This window comes from Bilifractor sp. LCP21S3_F8, assembly GCF_052117805.1.
In the GTDB taxonomy this organism is placed as follows: domain Bacteria; phylum Bacillota; class Clostridia; order Lachnospirales; family Lachnospiraceae; genus Bilifractor.
The window spans coordinates 26,788-49,222 of the sequence record NZ_JBQKIK010000026.1 but is presented as its reverse complement, the minus strand read 5'-3'; the positions used below and the strand labels follow the sequence as shown (position 1 = coordinate 49,222).

Below are 22,435 nucleotides of genomic sequence, written 5' to 3'. Positions count from 1 at the left end.
CCCTTAAAGACGATAAGGTTGATAGGGCAGAGGTGGAAGTGCCGTAAGGCATGGAGCTGACTGTTACTAATCGGTCGAGGGTTTGACCTGAAGCATAAGTTGGAACGGAAGAAGGGCATCCGGAGACGGATTCCCGGGAAGAGTTTGTGTGTTCAGTTTTGAAGGTATGTGTTGATCTTATGAAAGTCTGCTTCGGCAGGCTTTTTTGTTATAGGCTTTAGCCCAGACCGAACCACACATTTCGCATGTGGCGGCGTTTTTATTTTTTATCAGGATGGAGTTGCTGCAGCAGACTGTCCCAGCATTCCAAGAGGCCCGACTTCATAGATAAAGGCACTACGAAAAATACACCGCCGTAAGATTGATAAAGACACCACGAAAAAAACACCGCCGTAAGCCGGATTCATCCGGTGTACAGCAGCGTTCAACTTATTCAATATTCATCTCACAAATTTTTTTTGAATTTTTCCTTTAAGTCGCTGATTGCCCGGAGTTCATCCTGATCAGTGACTTTTTCTATTTTTTCTTCCTCACGGACGAGCATCAGAACAAAGCTCACCGCGAGCAGTGCACAGGAGATCCATATGATCTGTCTGCCTGTCGGTGCAGTTCCGGCTCCGACACGGGAGGCAAGAAAACCTCCGACACCTGCTCCCAGAACAAAGACAAGGATAACCAGAAAATACTGCCTGCATCTTCTGAGATGCTTTCTATCCTTTGTACGAAGGTAGGCACTCAGTGCGTCCATCCCGCTTCGAAGATTTCCAATGCACATTGTGCTGGCGTATGCGTAACCGTTAACCTTCCGAAATGCCTGAACCTGCATTGCGCAGGCCATAGAAGTCAGGGCATTGGCAAAGACGTTGACGATATCATTGATCGGCAGAAAACCAACCACGAGGAGCATCAGGATCTGGATAAGGACGATAACCTGTCTCCAGTGAATCATCCCGTCTGACCGGATTCTTGCGCGGATCTGCTCGGCAACAAGAACGCCGAGTGCAAATGCAGTCAGCGGGATCAGATAGTGCAGAGCTCCGGTCACGTCTCCTGTGAAAAAATGCTGTGCCATGAGAACCAGATTTCCGGTCTGCGCATTCGCGAAAACCCTGCCTCGCACGAAATAGGAGTAAGCGTCCTGCAGCCCTCCTGAGGCAGTGAGCACAATCATCACCGCATTTGATTCAGACATCTGAATGTGTTTTCTTTTCTTGTGATACGTTACAGGCTGTTCCAAATAAAATCCTTCCTTTATTAACAGGTCGATATGATTATTAAGCGATCAAGAAAACGCCTGATCTGATGCAGCCGAATACGAAAAAGCCGCACATAGTTATGTATTATAGTTCATCAGAAGAAAAAAACAACCTTGCAGGACAAAAGAGTGCAAAACAGAAACAAGCAGAAAAAGACAGTAACGAGATAAAACACGCTGCGCGAGTTTTATCTCGCTATCGCGACGCTCGCCGCACACGAATACTTCGCATTCGGCTGCGGCTCACTGTTCGCGTAAATAAAAAGAGGATGTTGATTTTCTCGTCATCAACATCCTCTTTTAATGAACTGCCCTTATCGTCTCTACTTTCTTTATCATTATGCTTTAACCTCCTTTTCTTTTATTTATCGGATGGTTACTTAGGTCTTGATCAGATGTGCAATGGACTGCTCCTCCGTTTCTTTTGTTTCTTTTTGCTGTTAACTATATAATACAGACGTAATGCCTATTTGTCAAGTATTAATCTGAAAATAAAATGAAATATAGAATGTATATAGATTAATTGAATGCATACACGAGAATATACAAAAAAGATCCGCTGCCTGTTGATCTCAGACAGAGGCTCCTTAAATGGGGGAGATGATCAAGATGAGGTAATCATCCTGAACCAAGGTGAAAAACTTTGCCTTGATTTGGTGTGATTATAACAACAGCCGGGCTTCATTGCAAGCAATTCTATCAAAATAATTCCGAAAACTTTTACGAAAACAGCCTGATATCTAAATATATATGTTTGAATGAGCTTGAAATCGCAATGAACCTGATCAGACATGCCGCCTGAAAGATTAATGAGAACAGGTGCTGATGTACTATTGAAATAATTTCAGAGGACATGACAGGAAGAGGATGTGGTTTATGCTGCGCGGTTTTTGGACAAGGCTGTTTTCAGTATTAATGATCAAAATATCTGTCGAAACTTCGGATTTTTATTTATCTTTCCGAATGAAGTGTGCTAAAATTATAAATATGTGAAATGTGCAAGGGCTACTTGGGCTATGTCTTTAAATGAGAGGAAGTTCATATGAACATTGACAAAACAAATGAAATCATCAATTTCTATATTGACAAGTTTGACAAAACAGCCGGGAAAGAACATGACGAACTCTTCAAGTGGCGCTCTGCGTGGAAGTGCAGAAAATACTGGAATCTGGAGAATGCGGATTTTGCCGGGATGTTCCAGTCCTGTTTCAAGGACAGTGGCAACCTCATCTCCAGCAGCTTCTGGTGGCCGAACAACGGCATCATGATGCTCTGTGATGAGCGCAGCAATCATCAGGAGGCAGTCCGTGAGGCCTTCCGGATCCTCACGGAGGAGACGGGAGAGGATGATAAAGCACGAGGAGAACACACCTTTACCTTTATCCACAAGATTAACAGTCTCCTGGAAAGCCGGTCAAACGGTAAAGGTTATCTTCAGAATTCACGTTCCGCGCTTTCTTACCTCGGACTGATCTTCCCGCAGAAGGACTTCATCTACAAACCGACGACAGCATCGAATTTTGCCGATTCTGTCGAATTTTCCGAGAACTTCAGCAGCGGGAAGGCCTTTCGTCTGGATGCCTACTATCGGATGTGCCGTGAGCTTGCCGAAGTGATCCGCACCCGTCCGGAGCTTCTCGAAATTGTTCAAAAAGAGCTGGTGAGTCAGGCAGAGGAGTACAATATGCCGGGGCTTGAGAAAATTGACCCTGAATGCCACATTCTTGCATTTGATATCATGTACACCGCCGACACCTATGATTACTATATGGATCACCCCTTCGTTCACCGCACCAAGGCATCCCGCACAAAGCAGGAGAAGGAAGAGAAGAAGCAGGAAATCGAAAATGAGATTTCCTACATTGAGGATCATATCCGGATGCTGCAGGAGCAAATCGGAAATGCAGGCAGCGCGGATATAATCGGAGCATCTGTCTCTCACAGAAAGTTCGGGGAAGGAAAGATTACCAGTCAAAACGACGACAAGGTGACCGTTGCGTTCCCGGCAGGAAGCAAGGTTATGAGTCTTGCTTTTCTGACTTCGAATCACATGCTGGACGATACCGGAGTCATGGAAAGCTACAACAACCGGCTGCATCTGAAGAACGAGCTGGACACCTATCGGGCTAATCTTGCCATCAAGAACTCCGAGCTTGCTTATTTTATTCAGAAGAATAAGACCCGGAAGCAGCTGCAGGAGGAGGAAGAGGAGAGGGAGCGGCTCTCTCTCGCAAAGAAAAAGGCGAAGGCACAACAGTGAAAAATGAAAAATGCGAAGGCATAGCAGTAAAAAAATACGAAAAAGAAAAAGCGAGGACAAAGCTGTAAGCCTGGAAAGCAGACTATCGAATAAGAAATCAGAAATTGATGTTCACACAAAGAATCAGAAAAAACGGGTGTTCAGTCATCCGTTTTTTTTGTATAATAGGAAAAGGACATCAGAAAGGTAACTGGAAACCGTGCAGAACAGGGAAGAACGAAGAACTGAAGATGTTGTATTCCCGGGATTCTCAGAGCATCAATCGCCCGGGGGATGCAGATATACTGCGAAAACGCTCCGGTTCACGGCACGGATCACTCTTTTCTTTTTTCTCTCCGCACTGATCGGAACCTCATTTCTATGTATGTTTCATAAATCCTATACGATCGGAACCTACAGCGGGCAGGTCAGATGGAAGGAAACAGAGACCGATGATCTCTGGAAATTCTATCAGAGCTCGCTTTCGCTGGTCAATCCGGACGACCCGGAATCCGATCCGAACGTCATGACGTACACGGGAAGTACCTTCGACGACAATTATTACAATCTGATCAACAGCACGAACAGCTGGTCTCAGTTCCGCTTCTTCAGCAGATCCCTGTATCAGAACGATTCCTATGTGATTCCCGGCCTCAGACAGACGAACGTCTCCGGAATGGCTACTCCCTACATGGTGCCGCAGGGAATCTGCATAGCGGGTAACTATATCCTGATTTCCGCATACAGTTCTTCAGATAAGGTATGGACAAGCTCCGTAATCTATGTGCTGGACCGGGACACCGGAAAATACCTCACGACCCTTGCGCTGAGCACCCGCTGTCATGTCGGCGCGCTCGCCTACAGTACAAGAACAAACCGTGTCTATATCGCGGACTCCAGTCTCAAGGATGAGCGGGTTCCCAGGACGAACAAATCGGATCAGCCGGAAAACCCGACCGGTGTCTACCGCATATGGCAGATCTCCATGCGTGATCTCCGGAAGTATGTCAACCAGAACAGAGATTCTGTCTATGTACCTCTGGTCAAGTATTTGTCCTGTGATACCATTCCGTCATTTATCTTCATATATAAAAACACACTCTTTGTCGGGAGCTTCAATGCCAACAGTTTCTATCCGAGAAGCTACGCGACGGTCTACAGCCTGAAGACCGGGAAGGTCGTGACATACAAGCTCTACCTCAGCTATTTTACCCAGGGAGCGCAGATTGTGAAGCATAAAGGACGTCTGTATGTGATCACGTCATCCTCCTACGGCCGCAACAACACATCCTATCTCAGAATTTACCGGATTCATTACAACAAGTATCTCGGCTGGTTCCGCAATCCGGTCCTTGTCCGAAGCCTGCGTATCCCGAATATGAGCGAGGATCTTGACTCCGCAGGAGATCATCTGTTGATCAATTTTGAATCCGGGGCGACGAAATATCAGGCTCAGAACGTCACACAGAATCAGATCGACCGTGTTCTGAATGCCTCGATCGGAAGTCTGATCGACGGTTATCAGATGCAGGTTCCCTATGCGAACGAGACGCAGATGATGGACAACGCACTTCCAGGAGACAAGAGCACGAAGAAGGACAGCCCAGCCGCCGCGAATGCAGCCGGCGATCATATTGTCGAGAGGGCATTACTCCCTTCAGAGAGGAAAAATTCCGCGTTAAGCAGAAATCCTTCTGGGATCGGGAAAGAACCGATGAAAGAAAATGAAATGGAAGATAACGAGAAAAGAGAAAAACGAAATGGAAGAAAACGAGAAAGAAGAAAAATGAGAAAAGAGAAAAACGAATAAGAAGAAAGTCGAAGCGATAAGAAGAAAGAGAATAATGAGTGCACTGAGACAAGATTATTAAAATGAACGAAAGCACTCAGTCATAATAAAGCTCAATGCAAGAAAGGGGCATAATTACATGATCAGGAATCGAACAAAGTATCTCTCAATCATTTTCAGTCTTGCAGTATCCGCCAGCATGCTGGCGGCATGCGGTAATCACGCTGCCGCAGGCGGGAAGATCTCATCGGGATCTTTAGAGCCGCAGGAGACCGCATCAACCGTTACGAAGTCTGAATCTGCAGCATCGTCCGCTGCGCAGTCTGGATCCGGTTCATTATCCGCCATAGAAGATGTCGTCACAGACAGCGGCGCTGTGAGCAGCATCTCGGTTGAAAGTTCCTCTGTGGAACAGGCCGCGGAAGAAAATGGATTTGACAACCAGACAGACCTGGCAGACGGTGATTATACGCCGGATCCATTCAGCTGGAGCGGCGGCTCAGGACGCGTAGAGATCAGCTGTACCGGCATCACAGTGAAAAATGGCCGAAGCTACGCGGACATCAAGTTCAGCAGCACCCATTACATCTATGTACGGGCAGAAGGACTGAAGATCAATGGCAGCAGCGGAAGCGGTGCATTCCGCATACCGGTTTCGCTGAATCAGAACAATACCGTGATTGGCTGCACGACCGCAATGTCCACACCGTATGAGATCACTTATACCATGTATTTCGGAGTGAAGGACGCCGGAAGCGCTGATTCCAGCAGTGAGAGCAGCGGACTATCTGCACAGTACAATTCCCTTGATGATACGGCGCCGCAGATTCCGGGACTTGAATATCAGTCCGAGATCTCGCCGCAGCATGCCTCCCTCTTCCGTATTTTCCGGTATGATCAAGGCGTCGATCTTGTGGAAGTCATTCTGCGGGATTCGTCCTCCGGGTCGGACCTGTATGAGAATCCGGTTGTCAAGTATCTTATAGCTCCCGAGGATGCGGAACTTATGGCAGGAATCGGGAAGGAAGCGGTAGTCATCCGTAAACCTGCGACAAACGTTTTTCTCGCGTCAGAAGGCGCAGAAAAGCTGCTGCAGAAGGAAAACCTGACATCCGCATTTGACAAAACGGACGCAGGCTCGTATGATGACTGGGATCTCAAGGCGCTTCTGAAAGGCGGCACAGACCTGATCATCGAGGACGGAAAGATCCTCTCTGAAGACCAGAAGGAAGCGTTTGACAAGAATGTCAACAGCTCTCTGCAGATGAATGTTCCGATGTTCATCGACAGGTCGGAAGACGAGGGCAGCGAAGAGGCAGCCGACGAATGGGGACAGATCTATCAGCTGATTTTCTCATAAATTAAATGGAAGAATGGAAGTTTACCGATTCAGCTCATCACCGGATCAAATGCATATCAGAGCTCGTCATGTACGGAAACCAGCCCGTCGAATGTAAAAAATCAATTGATCGAACGTAAAAAGCAGCTTACGTATGGTAAAAATTGAATTGTCCGGTTGTGGAACCGGAACGAATAGTATTATAATAGGAGCTTAAAGGAGATTATACAAAAATGCACTATAAGAAAATTATACTGGCTCTGACAGCCGCGGGCATGATCGCATCTCAGACAGTGCCTGCCTATGCTGAAGAAAATTCAAACGTCACCTCTGTATCATCTGCTTCCGGAGTGGTTTCTGCATCCTCAGGTGCAGATTATGCTTCCGCGTCCACTTCCGGATCGGTTTCCTCCTCACAGGACAGCAGCGCAGCCGTTTCCTCATCTTCCGCAGGAAACACCTCATCCGGCTCCGTTGAAACGCCGGAAAACGCTGCGTCCGGGGATAACGCGACTTCTTCTTCGTCTGCCGGATCCGGCACCGCCGCTTCGAATGATTCCGCCACAAATACTTCCGGGGAGAATGGTTCCAATACGAATACGAATACGTCCGGCGGCACGGACAGCACAAAGGAGGCTGCATCTGGAAACGCGGACGCCGCAGGTAAAGATCAGAGTGACGATTCCGACAAGAAGTCTACGGAAGTCAGTGATGCCACGAGATCTCAGGCTGAGCAGGAAGCAGAGCGGGCTGCACAGAATGAACAGTCCATACAGCCGGTCGTTCCCGCAGGAGTTGCGGGTACGGTAGATCAGACTGCTGCTGAGAAGGAGACTTTCGCGTATCTGACAGAGGTTCTCGGTCTCAACAATGCCGCAGCGTCCGGACTCCTCGCAAATTTTTACCAGGAGACCATGTTCCAGTATAAGGCAGTTGGCGGAAACGGCATTGCTTACGGGCTCGCTCAGTGGACCGGAGGGAATTTTACAAGCCTTGCGAACTGGTGCGGCGCCAACGGAAGAGATTACACAACCATTGACGGCCAGATGTATTATCTCAAATATGACCTGGAAACCAATTATCCCGCTGTCTATGCGTATCTGAAGGGACTTCCGAACACAGCTGAGGGCGCGGGCGCTGCCGCTGCTTTTTTCTGCACATACTATGAGCGTCCGGCATACACGGAGACACGTGCCGCGGAGCGGACCGCATATGCGCTGCAGGTCTTCTGGCCGAGATACCAGAGCTACATTCTGGAGCAGAACAAGGATGTCAAGGCATACATGGACTGGCTCGCAGCCTATACTGCAGATCAATCCCACGGATACAGCACCGTAAACCGCCGCAATAATCCAGACGTGGATGCGTATTCCCTGATTTTCTATGCGCTGTATGACAACGGTTATCTCCTGGCGGAGAGTGACCGTAATCCTTTTGATCAGAACAGCATCGTCTCCGAGCTGACGGAACATGGCTTTGCGGAGGCATCCGACGCAGAGACGGATCCGGAAAAGCTGGAAGCCGGCGACATCATCCTGTATACCGACAATTCCGGGGCAGCGGTTTACCGGACCGCTGATCTCGTATGGCAGGCTAAGGAGACGGACGCGGACAAGGCTTCTGGCAATAAAGCAGGAGACCAGACAGATGAGGTTGGAAGCGGCGAGCTGGATACCTCAAAACAGCGTAAGGTATATCGGCTGAAGACAAAGGACGCCAGCCTTCCGGCGTTTGCGCAGAAGATGGTGGATCAGCTTTCCAATAAGCAGTACATGTACAGCGACAACATCCGTCAGATCAAGAAGACCGATGAAGACAGCTACACCTTCCTGTTCCAGACGCTTAAGAGCATCGGAGAGCTGAAGGATGTGGACACCGCCTTCACAAAGGACACCATGGATCATGTTCTGTGTACGCACAGCTATCAGAACATTGAGGCTCAGATCGCAGCCAAGAAGGCGTCACTGTCCGTTGGAGATATCGTCTGGAATCCGGAATCCGGAGCAGCTGTATATCTGGGAAGCGATCGCTATATCTTCATGGACAATGAAGTGGATCAGAAGATGGCAGACATCACCGGTATCAGCAACTGCAGATACCTTGAGACAAAGAAAATGACAGGTGCTGCATGGACCGCTGTTTATCACAAAATGTAACGGAGCGGAGTGTATCGCGCCTCTGTGGGAAAAAGCGCAGGAAGATCATCCATAATTTTGTGACCGCGGTTCTGTTCATCGGAATGATTGCAGGTGGTCCCCTTCCGGTAAGCGCAGTAGGAAATACATCCGTGAATGCATCAGGGACTTCATCCCAGCTTGCATCTGGGACAACATCAGGGACTGAATCTCAGAGTACATCCGGAGCTGCAACTCAGGCTTCATCGGGAAATAATTCTGGAACTACACTTGGGACTACACTGGTCGGGCAGTGCACTGCCTCCCGCACCAGTCCGGCTGCTGCGGACGCATCACATGCGAATGCAGCCGGGTCGGAAAATGAGGCGGGAACAGCGCACGGCGGCAGCGTAAACGGTGAGAAGGAAACCGACACAAATGCTTCCCGTCTTCCGCTCGATCTTTCCGGAGTGACCCGTTCGGTTTCTTCAGATTCTTCGTCTTCATCCGTTTCCTCGGATTCCTCGAACTCATCCGGTTCTGCTCATTCCCGGGATTCGTCTGATTCGGTTTCATCCACTTCCTCCGCATCCGCGGATCCGGATACCACCGGCGAGGAGCTGTATTATTTTCAGGACGTTTACGGACATACGTATTCCATGTACCGCAATCTCACTTGTGTACAATCCCCATATCAGTTGTCCGGATTTTCCTGTCAGGATCAGCGGATGATGTACTCGGATGATACTTACACTTCACGCCTCGGCATCGATATCTCACAGTATCAGGGCGACATCGACTGGGCGCAGGTAAAGGCAGCCGGATTTGATTTTGTCTTTATCCGGGTCGGAACCAGAGGATACGAAAGCGGATCGATTTACGAAGATGAACGCTGGGCAGAAAACCTGAAGGAGGCAAGAACAGCCGGACTAGACGCCGGTGTGTATTTTTTCTCGGGAGCGGTCAGCGAACAGGAAGCCGAAGAAGAGGCGGACTATATCATAGAAAAATTGAACGGTGAGCCGCTGGAACTCGGAATTGTCCTGGATGTCGAGACGATCGGCAGCGGAACCTCCCGGCATGACGATCTGTCTGCCGAACAGTACACGGCAGATACATCTGCGTTCTGTGAGAGAGTAAAGGCAGCGGGTTACAATCCGATCGTGTATTCCAATATCTTCTGGGAGGCAACGCACTATGATATGACAAAGATCGGCAATTATGATGTCTGGTACGCCGACTACATGACGACGCCGCAGACACCGTATATGTACCGCTTCTGGCAGTATACCGACTCCGGTACGGTTCCCGGAATAAACGGGTCCGTGGATCTGGATGTCGAACTGATTCCGAAAAGTGATCTGGTAGAGCGTCACGGGGTCTTTCTTCTGGATGCTCTGCAGCAGGCCGTACTGGAGAATTCTTCCGGCGGAACGGAAATGGGAAACAGCAATGATAGCAGCGCAGGCAACCGCGGAGTTGACCTGATCCAGAAACAGAGCCAATAATGATCCTATACCAGAAGCAGAGCCGCTAACGACCATATCCAGAAGCACAGCCGTAAATGATCATATACTACAAGAAACAGAGCCGGTAACGATCATACGCCAGAAGCAGAACCGGCAACAATCAGATAAAAAGAGTAAAAGAGAAAGACCGTGGCACCGGAAATATTCATCCGGTACCACGGTCCTTCTCTTTGGTGCGCCAGGCGGCGCATCTTTCTCGCCGGTGAAAGAATTACTGTTCGGGCGCATAAACGATCACAGATTAAACGATCAGATATCAGACAATCGGATAGTAAGCGACAATTGTGTAATCCTCCGGCACATGCAGGCTCTCCGCGTCGTCGGGTGTTCCGATAATCCATTTATTCCTTCCGGTATTCCGATGTGCGTAAATGGTGTCAAAATTGTACATGGTCGCGCCAATGTCAAGGGCGGTGTCTGCAGCGGTTGTGATTTCCTCCTGCTTTACGCAGAGAACAACATAGCTTCCATGCACGATATAGCGGTACGGCTGCCGGTTCAGAAAGCTCGGAGCGAGACTCGCAGCATACAGAGCCTCATCCAGAAGCGGATCCACCGCATTCTCACTCCAGTCCATTGGCGTTCCCCATGAACCGGAATATACCATATCATCCTGCGCGATCTTGGGCGCGATATGCTCCGCGCGCTTGTTGTACTTAAGATTCGACGGGGTCTCAATATCCAGACGCGGTTTCGCGGAAACAGCCTTTCCATAGCCGGCAGCAAGAATCACGGCCGGGTTCATCTCGGTGTCCGCCAGAAGCGCCCGCTTTGTGGCTTTGATATCATGTACCGTAAGCCAGCAATGATCAATCTCCATATCGGTGAGCTTCAGGCAGAGCTGCTCGCCGATATATCCGGCATTCAGGAGATCATCGTCCTTATCCTCGGAAAATACAACGAGGTAGACCGGAGCGCCGAATGCAAGGCCGCGGTAACCTGCCACACCCTCCAGGCGGTTCTTCATATCACTGTCATTGTAAATCTTCAGTTCTGTCCGGATATCCGGAACCAGTTTTCTGGTCTCTGTAAAGAAATTCCGGATCTCATTCAGGTCCTCATCCGGAATGGTTCTTTTCTTAAACTCACGCACGGACTGCCGGTCTTCAATTAATTGTTTGTCATCCATTAGTGCCTCCATATCCTGATCCTGGTGATACGCAGTCTAAGATCGGAAGTGTGCTGCTGTTTACAGTGTACGCTGCCATTTGAAGAACACGCATCTGTTTGCAGCATGCGCTATGGTTTGATGTGTGCGTGCCAATCTGCAGCATATGCTTCCGGTTACAGAATGGTATTTTCCGTATAGGCTTCGTATCGACGATTCAACGTGTGTTTTTATTATAAATTGGCAGATTCGTGAATGCAAGAGCAGAAAATAGTTTGTGAATCGTATGAATGAAGCATAATTAACGGTAATTGTCAGATATAATAAATTGAAGTTAAACTACAAAAACAAAATCATACGAAAGCGATACAATACTAAAACAATGCAATTCTAAAACCATACAATGCCAAGAACATACAATACTAAGGTTATATAATACTAAAAAGATACAATGCTAAAGCATATAATACAAAGACAGAATAATTCGGAAATCAAACATCATGGCTGATTCCGGAACGACGCGTCTTTTACGGCAAAGGAATCCTTCCCGGTCTGCTTGACCGTGTAGAGCATGTGGTCCGCCGTCCGGAACAGCGCAGAGTAGTCGATATAGGTTCCATCATTGATGGCACAGCCGATGCTGGCAGTTACATGATCTCCGTTCTGTGCGTCAATCACAATTGTGTGCAGATTATTTTCCACATCCGCGAGCTTGCTCTCCACAAACTTCCGGTCAACCATCCGGATCGCATACACCAGAAATTCATCGCCTCCCATACGGGTCACAATGTCTTCCTTCCGGAAGGAATCCGAAAGGCAGGAGGCAACGGCTTTCAGGATTTCATCGCCCCTCTGATGCCCGTAGGTATCGTTGATGTGCTTGAAATTGTCGATATCAAAGATGATAAACGCGCCCGGCACACCGTTTTTGATACAGCTCGTGATCAGCGCGTCGCCGCCGCGGCGGTTCAGGATTCCGGTCAGGCAGTCATGCGAGGCGTACGTCTCTGTAATTCCGTTTGTCTGAAGAGAAATGGTTCTAGCGTTAATCATGATGCCGCTCCAGGTCAGTGAAATGACGTCGTCCATCAGGACATAGATCAGAATCGGGCCATAAGTTCCGGCGGATAGTATAAAACGCACAGGAATCAGGTATACTGCGGATACGAAGAGAATCATCAGATATACCCGCCAGATCTGATCAAAGATCAGCATCGGGAGGATGATCAGCAGAACCAGGAAGATGATCGGAATATCACCCGGATTTAATGCGGTATGAAGGAATGCAGTAAATAACAGAATCAGTATTTCAAAGATATAAAGAATGATCGTTGGCAGATGCGTCTGACGAGTGGCACTGTTTTCAGCAGCTGATTCATCCTCACTTGCTGGTTTCTGGGGAAACGCATTCCCAGATTCACGGACAAACGCGTAATAAATCAGTGCCATAAATCCAATGCCCATCAACATATAGAAGCAGTATCCAAATTCGGCAAAGCGAAAAAACAGTACCTGGCAGATCAGATCCATCAGAAACAGAAGCAGCAGAAATACAAGCAGGAATCTCGTCGATACACAGTTTTTATAATTGAGGATTGCCGTGTTATTCTCCAGTACAGGAGAAAACACGGTCTTCCGGACTTTGCAGGTCCACTTTTTACAGTTCAGAGAAATACGCTCTCGCACATGGATAAATTTCTTCAATGGAATTCTCCGTTCGTCATATTGTTTGCAACATGTCTTTTCAAGAGTAGTGAAACGTATTTGTTTTCTAATGCTTTAATTATATCAACATCTTCAACAACTTCAATGGTATTTGGCAAAATAAATCTGTGCAAATTACATATATGTGTAATACGACTATGCGGACTTTATATGCGCCAATCGTGAAAAAATTGACGCGGCAAAATGCGGGTGTTAAGATGTACCTGATTCTGACGCAATCGGTTATGCGGAACCTTTTCGCCGCAAGAACCTGTTGCCTTCGAAATCGCATACAGTCTCTTACACACGCTTCGCGCGTGACGATCCCGTTGGTAAGGATTCCGTTTCCTGCACATATATCGTCTCTTACACACGCTTCGCGCGTGACGATCCTGTCTGCGTTTTCGAAGAACTTATACAGTAATTGATATAATTATGGAATTGGTAGAATAGTATGAGACGTCGCAAGCTTGAATTCTTAATTTCGGTCACCATTCATTTTCTGTCCCTGATGATCAGCGGCATCTGTTCCTTTGCCATCCTTTATCTATGGGGAAAGTTTGTCCGAGCATTTCTGGCACAGAATCTGTTCACGGAGATCGTTCTGCCGTATCTGATCGCAGGCTTTTTCATGATGCTCGTCACCCTTCACGACGAACAATATTCGATCCGGAAACCTACCTTTCGTTTCTGCCTGCGCAAAAGCTTCCGCTCCTCAGTCGTGCTCGCGGGCGCATGGGCAGTCATGCTCCTGATCGAGAAAAACGCGGTGACACAATCCAGGTATCTGTTCATCTTCACCATTGCCTTTTACTTTGTGCTTCTGACCTTTTCTCTTTACTTCTCGCAGAAATCGCTCAGACAGGCGTTTTACAAGACCAAAAGCGCCACGTTCGCCGCAATTATGACCTCCTGTGAGAGGGCACCGGAGATCACAGCTCTTCTGAAGAAGGACTGGTCCGTGAAGTTGGTGGGCCTGATTTTATTCGACGAGGGAAAATCCGGGGAGCCGAGGCCGAGAGAAATCGATCACGTCCCGGTCGTCGGAAGTTCCGGAGATCTGACTTCCTGGATCCGGATCAATGCCATCGACGAGCTGTTCGTTGTCGGAGATTCCGGACAGCTCGATGCTTCCATGCCAGCCATCTCGGAATGCGTCCAGATGGGCATCGATGTGCAGATGAATATCCCGCAGGTCGAACATGCCATGGAGAAAATCAGCATCACCGAGCATCGATATACGCCCCGGCTGGATAAACGGCTGACCTATATCGGAAGCGTTCCCTTCTTCATTCTGGAGGAACCGCAGATGCGGCTGCGCTATGTATTCCTGAAGCGGTTCTTCGACATTCTCGGTTCCCTGATCGGCTGTGTCTTCGCCGGCATTTTCTATCTCATCTTCGGAACCGCGATAAAACTGGAATCCAGCGGTCCTGTGATCTTCGCGCAGGAGCGGATCGGCAAAAACGGACGCACCTTCCGCATGTATAAATTCCGTTCGATGTATCAGGACGCTGAGGAAAGAAAGCGGGAGCTTCTGGAACAGAACGAGATGGAAGGCGGGAAGATGTTCAAGATCAGGGATGATCCACGCATCACCCGCGTGGGGCACTTTATCCGGAAATACAGCATCGATGAATTCCCTCAGTTTGTGAACGTTCTGAAGGGCGATATGTCTCTGGTCGGAACAAGGCCGCCGACACCCGATGAATTCCACCAGTACGACAGCTACCACAAACGCCGTCTCAGCATGAAACCGGGAATCACAGGCATGTGGCAGGTCAGCGGCCGGTCAGAGATCAGGGATTTTGAAGAAGTCGTAAGGCTCGACTGCGAGTATATTGACAACTGGAGTTTGTCTCTTGACCTGAAAATTCTTCTAAAAACCGTTGTGCAGGTCTTTCGGCACAAGGGAGCACAGTGAACTGTTCAGCTATGATCCAGTTTCAGGTAGGTTAACATAAACAGTAACATATTTGTAAAGAATTATTTACTTTCTTCCCCGAGGATACAGTTAAAATAATCAGACGGGAGTAATAACGAGATAAAACACGCTGCGCGAGTTTTATCTCGCTATCGCGACGCTCGCCGCACACGAATACTTCGCATTCGGCTGCGGCTCACTGTTCGCGTAAATGAAAGAGCCGGATGATCTCATCCGGCTGTAAAAGGGGAGAGAAGTAAATAATGACACAGAAAATTCTGGCTGCTGATGACAACAGTCTGTTGATCAACCGTCTGAAAAGTTCGCTGGAACAGGACGGCTACCAGGTGACCGTAGCTGCAAGCGGCGCGGAGGCGCTGGAGCTGGCGCAGAAAAACTGGTATGATCTTGTAATTACCGATGCGGTTCTGAAGGGCATGGCTGACTTTGAGCTGTGTGAACGCATCCGTGAATTTTCCGACGTACCGGTGATCATCCTTTCCGAGCGCAATAAACCCATGGATAAGATCATGGGATTCGATTACGGCGCGGATGATTATGTATCGAAGCCGTACAATACAAGAGAACTCAAGATCCGCATCCGCAAGGTACTGAAGCGGTACCGGAAGGATGCCGGGAACCGTCCCGAGTCCGACCGCATAATCGTGGCCGGCAGACTGACCCTGGATAAGGACAGCCGGACGGCGACAGTAGACCACAGAAAGATCGACCTCACCGTAAAGGAATATCAGCTTTTGAAGGAGCTTGCCTCCCGGCCCGGCAAGATCTTCACGCGAAACGCCCTGATCTTCAAGATATGGGGAACAGAATTCAGCGGAGACGAGAAGACGCTGGACGTGCATATCCGGCGGCTCAGGAACAAGATCGAAACCGATCCCTCGCATCCGCAGATGATCCGCACCAAATGGGGAGTCGGTTATTATTTCAGTACGAAATGACTCCGGGAGCAGAATCTTCGGAGTGGAGCCAATCAGCCCGGAAGCACATTCCTCCGTCTGGAGCCAATCAGGCCGGGAGCACATTCCTACGGCTGGAGCCAATCAGGCCGGGAGCACATTCCTCCGGGTGCAGTCATTCAGATATCATCATGTCACGCCTGCCGGCATTCTTCAAATCCGGCAGGCTACTTTTATGTGTGCCCACCGGTGCTCGTGTACGCCCGGCGGCGCACGTTTCTTGCCGGTGAAAGTCGGGAATCCGCCCCTTAGCGGGAAAAATCCAGACGAAGACGAGGGCGGTCGATTATGAGGCGGAATCTGAACGGGAAAGCCGGATACAGCCGCTATGTCAAAAAAGACATTGTAATTTCCCTGTATGGACAGTTATAATCATCGTGTAAAACGCCATACGGCAGATACTATATATCGTGCCTCAAACTATAGAACTACGGATTGCACCTTGCTTTGCGCTCCCGCAATCCTGCAGGGGATAACAATGAAGAAAAATGGATTACTTAAACCTTTCAGAAAGATCATGCTTCTGGTGCCGGTTCTGGTCTGCCTTCTGTTCACGGCGCACTCGGCTTATGCCTCCCCCGGATTCCGGGACGTGAGCGGCGCCTCAGCGGGAATTGTAGAATGGGCGGTCGAGAACGGGATCACCGTGGGAACCGGAAAGAACACCTTCTCCCCATCCGGAAGCTGCACCAGAGCGCAGATCGTGACCTTCCTCTGCCGGACCTACAAGAACAGGGTAAACGGAGCTGCGCTTTCCGCAACGGAAAACTCGAATGCTGCGGCGGACTTCCGGGATGTTCCTGCAGGCATATACTATTATGATCCGGTAAACTGGGCGGTGCGCTATGGCATCACCAGCGGGACGGGCTATCGGACCTTCTCTCCGGAGAAGATCTGCACCAGAGCGCAGGCCATCACGTTTCTGTGGAGATGCGCCGGTTCCCCGGATTCCGGATCAAAGGCGTCCAAGGTCTTCCGGGATGTCCCGGTCTCCGAGTACTATGCCGGCGCTGTCAGCTGGGCGGTATCGAACGGAATCACCGCGGGAACCTCTTCCAATTCCTTCAGTCCGAACCAGAATTGCACCCGTCTTCAGATTGTTACCTTCATCTACCGGATGCTCAACAAGGAGACCGCTGCCGGGGAATTACACCAGAGCGCGTCCGACGCACCGGCTATCAAGGTATCCAGTGAGTACACCAGTCTCAACCTTGACACAAACCCGCAGGCAAACATCTATCTGAACGGTGTTCCCGAAGGTGACGCAAAGGCTGTGAAATGGGCAATCGCCACTTCCGAGAACGACGGGGCAGAAAACCAGCTGTCCGATGATATTTTTTCCTATCATAAGATTTCGATTGACGGGTTGAGCGCGCGGAAATACGTCAGTGGCTCCGTCCGCCTGTCGTCCTCGGGAGATGCCGCGACCGTGACCGCGTTAAAGCCTGGAGCCTCCTGCATTACGGCGACCTACAACGGCAGAATATATCAGTTCCTCGTATATGTAGACGGATATTACGACGAGCAATCCGTCCTATATCAGGGCAAGGCTTATGACCGCACCCTCGACCAGGCTTCCTGGGCGAAAGCGGTACTCGGTGCCTATCCGAACTTTTACGGAACCTTCCAGAGAAAATACAGCAGCCGGTGTCCGGATGATTTTTCAAAAATCATCAGCATTTTGCAGTTTTTCAATGATCTCAATTGGAAGTATGACGCCACAGACGACCTGGAGTCCGCCATCATCCGGAAAACCGGCATCTGCTGGGAGTGCTCGCTAATTACCTATGATCTGTGCAGCATCGCCGGAATTCCGGTCGAGAGCGTCATCAGTCCGTCCATGGACCATGAGTGGAACCAGGTGCTGATCAACGGAAGCTGGACTATGCTGGATGTGACATCGGCCGTGTACAGCGCGTACTATCCAGACGATCCGACCCAGGCCGGTATCGTAAAGCTCCGCTTCGGAACCAACACCTTCGAGAACGTTCCCGGGGACGCCTATGTTCACACCGGCGCCGAGCAGACCGGCCAGAAGAGCGCGGTGAACAGCGGCTTCCGCATGAATGTCGGCGGACAGACTCTGGATCTGACCAATTATGACAGCGTCCTCCTGTTCCGCCAGAAGCAGCTCTATATCTATAATGTCCCCGGAAGGGGGAATGCGCTTTCAAAGCAGCCGGCGGTAATCGCATTCAGCAGCCTGGGCTATCCTTCCAATGTCGGCGCATAAAGGGATCTGTCTCTAAGGATTGAAGAAAAATGACTGATAAAAAGAAATATGACCTGATTTATACAATACTGTTTGCTGTGCTGTTTCTGGCATGCTTCGGTATTTACCTGATTCTTCATCACAAAAGCTTTCTGCGGATCCCCGACGGCCTGAATCAGTACTATATGAGCTTTCTCTATCTCGGACGGTGGGCCCGTTCGATTCTGCGCGGCCTGATCCGGAACAGAAGCCTGCAGATCCCGCTGTGGGACCCTTCTATCGGATACGGGGCGGATATACCCACGACCTTCGCGTTCTGCTTCTGGGATCCGTTCTGCTGGATCTCCGTATTCTTTCCCTCGCGGTACGCAGAATACGGCTATGAGATCATGATCGTTCTGAAACTGTACACCGCGGGCATGGCATTCAGCCGTTATGCCTTTCACAGATTCCGGGAGGGCGGAGCTTCTTCGGCGGCAGTCCTCGCCGGAGCTCTTGTCTATGTTTTTTCTGCGGTATCCTATGCGGCATTCGGACAATCCACGCTGATCAATCCGCTGATTCTGTTTCCGCTTCTGATGATCGGAGCGGATCACCTCTACGAAAAAAGAAAATCCAGACTTTATGTGATCATCCTGGCGTTCAGCTTCGCACAGCGTTTCTCCACCGCATGCATTATGCTGGTCCTGATCCTTCTGTCCTACACGCTCCGGCTGACCGGCGAGGTGATCGGACTGCGAAACCGGAAGAAACGGAAGGACATTGAGCAGAACCGGATCATCTCAAGACTCGATCCGGTCAAGAAGGGATCAGACACCCGCGCACAGCACTACGCCATGTACGTAGCCAGGAGATCGGCAGCCAGAGACAGCGCCGACAGGCCGGCGCAGACATCGGTCAGCTCGGAATTCCGGATCATCATGCCGGAAAAGGGCAGAGGACGCTTCATCGCCGGCCTCTATCTCCGCTTCATCCTGGAGACACTTCTTGCCCTTGCCCTTTCCGCAATCAGCCTGATTCCATATATGCGGAACAGCTTCAGCGAAGGCCTTTCCACGATCAATCTGCAGGGAGGCCTCCTGACCTCAACGGCGGCGCGCGACTTCTTCCGGAACTGCTTCCTTGGCTTCACGGTGAGCGCGGGGCTTCCGGACCGCAGCAGCTACTTCGGATTCGGCATATTCACGATGATCTGTGTGTTCGTGCTGTTCACCTGCCGGAAGAAGTATCTGCTCATCAAGGCCGAGTTTCTCCTGATGACCATTTTCCTCTGTGTGCCGTTCATCGGACACTCCGCCGGAGATTTTCAGTACACGACCGCGAGGTGGATCTGGGCCTACACGCTGGTGACCGCGCTGATCACGACGGCAGCGGTTCCGGAAATTCCGCGGATGAACCGGAAACAGTGCATCGGACTCGCAGGCATGTCGGCCGTATACATCGCCACGGGCTTTCTTATGTTCTCACAGGATTATCTCGTCATGCTGTGGGTCTCTGTGATTCTCGTGGTCATGACCGCCGTATGCGTCAACCACAGTCTTAGGGTACAGCGGGAGCAGAAGAAGAAGTCCGCGCCGCAGTCGCAGCTGACGGAATATTCTCCGACAGACCGTCTCAAGACAGCCGCCGCGGTCGCGAAGGCCGCCAGAAACGCGGCCATGAACAGACAGCCGTCCTATCATCCCTCAGGGCAGCGGACAACCGCTGTTCTTTCGATTGTCATGGTCTGCCTGTCCTCCGTAATTATGAGCAGCATGTCGATCCGGAGGGAGAACATCTTCGCAAACCAGGTGACAAGCGGTGAGGCGTATAGCCGGGTGACGCACGAGAGCGGTCTCTCCGTGCTCGACAGCCTCGATTTCTCGGACGGCACCAGATTCAACACCGACGGGACGAGCCGCCTTGGGAATACCCAGTGGCTCTACGGGGTGAGCGGCACAGATTTCTCCGGAACCGTCTATAACCAGAACATCGACGATTTCCACGACAGCATCGCCCTCGACAGCAGTCCGTCGGCCTTCTCCTACTCCGGACTCAATCAGAGAAGCGAGCTTCTGGCACTGTTCGGCGTAAACCATTACCTCACCAGCTCCGGCACACACACGCTCCCGGTCGGATTCTCCGATACGCCGGAGAAAACCGGCGCCAGATTCAATTCCTACGCACCAGCCGAAAAGAACTCCCTGTTCTACGTATTCCAGAACGGCATCACAGAGAAGGCTTATCAGTCCCTCCCGCCCCTGGAGCGTCAGCAGGCACTGATGCAGGCAATCGTGACCGACCCGTCCGTCTCGCAGAACACCATCTCCACCGATCAGCTGACGCTGGACACCGGCGTCATGAATTACAGCATCGAGACCGGGGACAGCGTGGAACTGACAAAGGTTATGCAGAAGAGCACCGGACAGGTCAGCTACATGGTTTCGGTAAACAGACCGGACGCCTATGTCGACCTGATTCTGGACAATCCCGTCTCCGCGGAGGACGACAGCAGAGAGGTTTACCTCTATCTCAAGAACCTGCGCTTTGTGAACGGCGGCATGGAGAGCTACCGGATCACCGTGCAGGAGATGTACCATCAGGATCCCGTCGACGGAGGGGGCGCGGAGCTGAACGGCTACACAACCTACAACTCCAAATACACCGGCAAGAAAAACTATCTCCTGAACATCGGAAGACTCACCGGAGCCTTCAGCAAAATCCGGATCTGCTTCCACACAGCCGGCACCTATACGATTGACGACATGGATCTCCTGCAGCGAAGCGATGAAAGCATCGGCCGGAACATTCATGCCCTGAACGATTCCGTGACCAACACCAGGACAGGGGTGAACTCCTGTTCCTGCTATGTGTCCATGAAAGAGGACGGCTACCTGTTCGCATCCGTTCCGTATTCGACGGGATGGACGATCTATGACAACGGGAAGGAGATCAGCGCGCAGAAGGCGGATCTTGCCTTTACGGCTGTCAGCCTGGACTCGGGAAGCCATCACATCACCATGCATTATCTGACACCGGGAATCCTTCCGGGACTGTACGTCACGATCTTCGCGTTGCTGATCCTGATCGTCGTATTCCGGAAGAAACAGAAGGTATGAATACATGATCGCTTGATCAGTATCTTGAACTGTATGAAGAAAGTGAGGACCTGCAATGTTCAGCTCTGTATATATAGAAGATCTGCAGCGGATCTCCGAAAGCAATGCCATTGATTACGCGGCCCTGAAGGACAGCACCGTCCTGATCACCGGCGCCACCGGGCTTGTCGGATCGAATCTGGTCCGGACGTTTCTGTACCTGAACGCGGTCCGTGGACTCGGCATACAGATCGTCGCGCTGATCCGGAACCGCGAAAAGGCGGATCAGATTTTCGGCGATCTCCGAAACGGAAGCCCGGCACTCCGGCAAATCACGGTCAGATGCCTTACCTTTGAGATCTGCAGCCTGACCGAGGCGTCCGCAGAGGAAATCTGCGCCGGACGCGATGTCGATTACATCTTCCACACCGCCGGAATCACCGCCTCAAGGCTGATGGTCACAAAGCCCGCGGAGACACTGGACGCGGCCATTCTCGGAACCCGTACAATTCTCCGGCTCGCCGCCAGAAAGAAATGCCGCTCGGTGGTCTATCTCTCCTCGATGGAGATGTACGGCACCTGCAGCACAGATCCCGTGACGGAGAACGACCTCGGATACATCGACCCGCTGAAGGTCCGGAGCAATTATCCGGAAAGCAAGCGGCTCTGCGAGAATATGTGCGTCGCCTATCTGTCCGAATATCAGGTGCCGGTGAAGATCGCGAGGCTCGCTCAGACCTTCGGCGCAGGCATACTGCCGACGGAGAACCGCGTGTTCGCGCAGTTCGCCAGAAGCATACGAAGAGGAGAGGATATCGTCCTGCACACAAAGGGACAATCCGACGGCAATTACTGCTACCTCAGCGATGCCATCGAGGCACTGATTATTATCCTGCTGAAAGGCAGCAGCGGACAAGCCTACAACGTGGCAAACGAAGCGGCGCACACGACCATCGCCGAAATGGCAGAGATGGTCTGTGAGAAAATCTCCGGCGGCAAATCCGGCGTCGTTTTCGACATCCCGAAGGAAAATGTCTACGGATACGCTCAGGATGTGAAGATGCGCCTGTCCTCCGAAAAGCTCCGTTCCCTCGGCTGGAAACCGGAGATCGGACTCGAGGACGCCTACCGAAGACTGATCCGCGATATGGACGAGAGAGGACTTTGA

13 protein-coding genes and 1 rRNA gene are annotated in these 22,435 nt (G+C 50.6%); 11 read left to right on the top strand and 3 right to left on the bottom strand.

The features are described from left to right. A 23S ribosomal RNA gene (locus tag ACTQ3A_RS11250) occupies positions 1-90 on the top strand; the annotation flags it as partial. 355 nt (positions 91-445) lie between these two features. On the opposite strand, the gene ACTQ3A_RS11245 is transcribed toward ACTQ3A_RS11250, so the two are convergent. Beyond that, on the bottom strand, positions 446-1,192 hold the full coding sequence (locus tag ACTQ3A_RS11245; protein WP_441495326.1) for a YoaK family protein: 747 nt from the start codon (positions 1,190-1,192) through the stop codon (positions 446-448). A gap of 1,105 nt (positions 1,193-2,297) precedes the next feature. Here ACTQ3A_RS11245 and ACTQ3A_RS11240 point away from each other — a divergent pair. The 5 genes from ACTQ3A_RS11240 to ACTQ3A_RS11220 all read left to right on the top strand — a co-directional run bounded on the left by ACTQ3A_RS11240 (position 2,298) and on the right by ACTQ3A_RS11220 (position 10,244). After that, positions 2,298-3,515, top strand: coding sequence for a hypothetical protein (locus ACTQ3A_RS11240; protein ID WP_441100529.1), 1,218 nt, complete (start codon positions 2,298-2,300; stop codon positions 3,513-3,515). 364 nt (positions 3,516-3,879) lie between these two features. Further along, positions 3,880-5,304 (top strand): hypothetical protein, encoded by a 1,425-nt coding sequence (locus ACTQ3A_RS11235; protein WP_441100530.1) that lies wholly within the window; start codon positions 3,880-3,882, stop codon positions 5,302-5,304. Positions 5,305-5,422: 118 nt separating this feature from the next. Beyond that, complete coding sequence (locus ACTQ3A_RS11230; RefSeq protein ID WP_441494886.1) at positions 5,423-6,643, top strand: hypothetical protein; 1,221 nt, start codon at positions 5,423-5,425, stop codon at positions 6,641-6,643. A 212-nt stretch (positions 6,644-6,855) separates the two neighbouring features. Continuing rightward, on the top strand, positions 6,856-8,778 hold the full coding sequence (locus ACTQ3A_RS11225) for a phage tail tip lysozyme (RefSeq protein WP_441494885.1): 1,923 nt from the start codon (positions 6,856-6,858) through the stop codon (positions 8,776-8,778). Positions 8,779-8,837: 59 nt separating this feature from the next. Then, complete coding sequence (locus tag ACTQ3A_RS11220) at positions 8,838-10,244, top strand: GH25 family lysozyme (RefSeq protein ID WP_441495325.1); 1,407 nt, start codon at positions 8,838-8,840, stop codon at positions 10,242-10,244. A 277-nt stretch (positions 10,245-10,521) separates the two neighbouring features. Here ACTQ3A_RS11220 and ACTQ3A_RS11215 read toward each other — a convergent pair whose 3' ends face one another. Together ACTQ3A_RS11215 and ACTQ3A_RS11210 are read right to left on the bottom strand one after the other, a co-directional pair. After that, on the bottom strand, positions 10,522-11,394 hold the full coding sequence (locus tag ACTQ3A_RS11215; RefSeq protein ID WP_441494883.1) for a nitroreductase family protein: 873 nt from the start codon (positions 11,392-11,394) through the stop codon (positions 10,522-10,524). A 477-nt stretch (positions 11,395-11,871) separates the two neighbouring features. Further along, positions 11,872-13,077 carry a GGDEF domain-containing protein gene (locus tag ACTQ3A_RS11210; RefSeq protein WP_441494882.1) on the bottom strand — a complete coding sequence of 402 codons (1,206 nt, stop codon included), beginning with the start codon at positions 13,075-13,077 and terminating at the stop codon, positions 11,872-11,874. Between the two features lie 454 nt (positions 13,078-13,531). On the opposite strand from ACTQ3A_RS11210, the gene ACTQ3A_RS11205 reads away from it, so the two are divergent. From ACTQ3A_RS11205 to ACTQ3A_RS11185, 5 genes are all read left to right on the top strand, one after another. Beyond that, positions 13,532-15,001, top strand: a complete 1,470-nt coding sequence (locus tag ACTQ3A_RS11205; RefSeq protein WP_441494881.1) for a sugar transferase — start codon at positions 13,532-13,534, stop codon at positions 14,999-15,001. Positions 15,002-15,264: 263 nt separating this feature from the next. Continuing rightward, the gene (locus ACTQ3A_RS11200) at positions 15,265-15,960 is read left to right on the top strand and encodes a response regulator transcription factor (RefSeq protein WP_441494880.1); all 696 of its coding nucleotides are present in this window, start codon (positions 15,265-15,267) and stop codon (positions 15,958-15,960) included. A 496-nt stretch (positions 15,961-16,456) separates the two neighbouring features. Continuing rightward, entirely contained in the window at positions 16,457-18,211 is a 1,755-nt protein-coding gene (locus tag ACTQ3A_RS11195; RefSeq protein WP_441494879.1) for an S-layer homology domain-containing protein, read from the top strand. Positions 18,212-18,240: 29 nt separating this feature from the next. Beyond that, positions 18,241-21,288, top strand: a complete 3,048-nt coding sequence (locus ACTQ3A_RS11190) for a YfhO family protein (RefSeq protein ID WP_441494878.1) — start codon at positions 18,241-18,243, stop codon at positions 21,286-21,288. A 55-nt stretch (positions 21,289-21,343) separates the two neighbouring features. After that, a complete protein-coding gene (locus ACTQ3A_RS11185) occupies positions 21,344-22,435 on the top strand; it encodes an NAD-dependent epimerase/dehydratase family protein (RefSeq protein ID WP_441494877.1) in 1,092 nt (363 codons plus the stop codon).

Excerpts from the sequence above, each read along its gene's own strand:
- ACTQ3A_RS11245 (WP_441495326.1), bottom strand. The coding sequence starts at position 1,192 with ATGTCTGAATCAAATGCGGTGATGATTGTGCTCACTGCCTCAGGAGGG.
- ACTQ3A_RS11240 (WP_441100529.1), top strand. The coding sequence starts at position 2,298 with ATGAACATTGACAAAACAAATGAAATCATCAATTTCTATATTGACAAG.
- ACTQ3A_RS11235 (WP_441100530.1), top strand. The coding sequence starts at position 3,880 with ATGTTTCATAAATCCTATACGATCGGAACCTACAGCGGGCAGGTCAGA.
- ACTQ3A_RS11230 (WP_441494886.1), top strand. The coding sequence starts at position 5,423 with ATGATCAGGAATCGAACAAAGTATCTCTCAATCATTTTCAGTCTTGCA.
- ACTQ3A_RS11225 (WP_441494885.1), top strand. The coding sequence starts at position 6,856 with ATGCACTATAAGAAAATTATACTGGCTCTGACAGCCGCGGGCATGATC.
- ACTQ3A_RS11215 (WP_441494883.1), bottom strand. The coding sequence starts at position 11,394 with ATGGATGACAAACAATTAATTGAAGACCGGCAGTCCGTGCGTGAGTTT.
- ACTQ3A_RS11205 (WP_441494881.1), top strand. The coding sequence starts at position 13,532 with ATGAGACGTCGCAAGCTTGAATTCTTAATTTCGGTCACCATTCATTTT.
- ACTQ3A_RS11200 (WP_441494880.1), top strand. The coding sequence starts at position 15,265 with ATGACACAGAAAATTCTGGCTGCTGATGACAACAGTCTGTTGATCAAC.
- ACTQ3A_RS11195 (WP_441494879.1), top strand. The coding sequence starts at position 16,457 with ATGAAGAAAAATGGATTACTTAAACCTTTCAGAAAGATCATGCTTCTG.
- ACTQ3A_RS11190 (WP_441494878.1), top strand. The coding sequence starts at position 18,241 with ATGACTGATAAAAAGAAATATGACCTGATTTATACAATACTGTTTGCT.
- ACTQ3A_RS11185 (WP_441494877.1), top strand. The coding sequence starts at position 21,344 with ATGTTCAGCTCTGTATATATAGAAGATCTGCAGCGGATCTCCGAAAGC.